Raw genomic sequence first — 1,284 nt, 5'->3', positions numbered from 1 at the left:
CTGTTGTTCGTCAATGCCGGCATGGTGCAGTTCGTGCCGTACTTCCTTGGCCAGCAGACTCCGCCGTTCCGCCGGGCGGTGTCGGTGCAGAAGTGCATCCGGACTCCGGATATCGACGAGGTGGGCAAGACCTCCCGGCATGGGACGTTCTTCCAGATGAACGGCAACTTCTCCTTCGGGGACTACTTCAAGGAGGGTGCGATTCCGTTCGCCTGGGACCTGGCGACCAAGCCGCTGGACCGGGGCGGGTTCGGGCTGGATCCGGAGCGGATCTGGGTGACCGTCTACCTCGACGACGACGAGGCGGCCGAGATCTGGCGTCGGACCGGGGTGCCGGTCGAGCGGATCGTGCGTCGGGGCAAGAAGGACAACTTCTGGTCGATGGGCATTCCCGGTCCGGCTGGTCCCTGCTCGGAGCTGTACTACGACCGGGGTCCGGAGTATGGGCGCGAGGGTGGTCCTGCGGTGGACGAGGACCGGTACCTGGAGTTCTGGAACCTCGTCTTCATGCAGTACGACATCGCCGACGTGCGGGGCAAGGAGGAGTTCCGGATCCTCGGCGAGCTGCCGGCGAAGAACATCGATACCGGTATGGGGCTGGAGCGGATGGCCGCGATCCTGCAGGGTGTCGACAACCTGTACGAGATCGACGAGGTGCGGCCGATCCTGGACAGGGCCGCCGAGCTGACCGGCAGGCGGTACGGCGCGCGGTCCAGCCATGTCGCCAGCGAGTCGCATCCGGACGACGTGCGGCTGCGGGTCGTTGCCGACCACGTCCGTACCTCGCTGATGTTGATCGGTGACGGGGTGATCCCGAGCAACGAGGGTCGTGGGTATGTGCTGCGCCGGATCATGCGGCGGGCGATCCGGGCGATCCGGCTGCTCGGCTGGCAGGATCGGGCGCTGCCGGAGCTGCTGCCGGTGGCCCGGGACTGTATGGCGCCGTCGTATCCGGAACTGGCGGAGGAGTTCGACCGGATCTCGTCGTACGCGTACGCCGAGGAGGACGCCTTCCTGAGCACGCTGCGCGCCGGTACGACGATTCTGGACACCGCGATCGCCGAGACCCGCCGTGCGGGCCGTGCGGCGATCTCTGGCGAGAAGGCGTTCCAGCTGCATGACACCTACGGCTTCCCGATCGACCTGACCCTGGAGATCGCCGCCGAGCAGGGGCTCCAGGTCGACGAGGAGGGCTTCCGTCGGTTGATGGCCGACCAGCGGGCCCGGGCCAAGGCCGACGCGCAGGCCCGCAAGACCGGGCACCTGGACCTGTCGGCCTACCGG

1 protein-coding gene is annotated in these 1,284 nt (G+C 67.6%); it reads left to right on the top strand.

Going from position 1 to position 1,284, the window contains the following annotated elements; all coding sequences use genetic code 11:
• On the top strand, positions 1–1,284 hold a 1,284-nt coding region (alaS, locus tag EF879_RS26830; RefSeq protein ID WP_123563376.1), incomplete at both ends, for an alanine--tRNA ligase.

The sequence above is a fragment of the Micromonospora sp. HM5-17 genome (assembly GCF_003762835.1).
Classification (GTDB): Bacteria; Actinomycetota; Actinomycetes; order Mycobacteriales; family Micromonosporaceae; genus Plantactinospora.
This window is presented reverse-complemented; position numbering and strand designations above follow the sequence as displayed.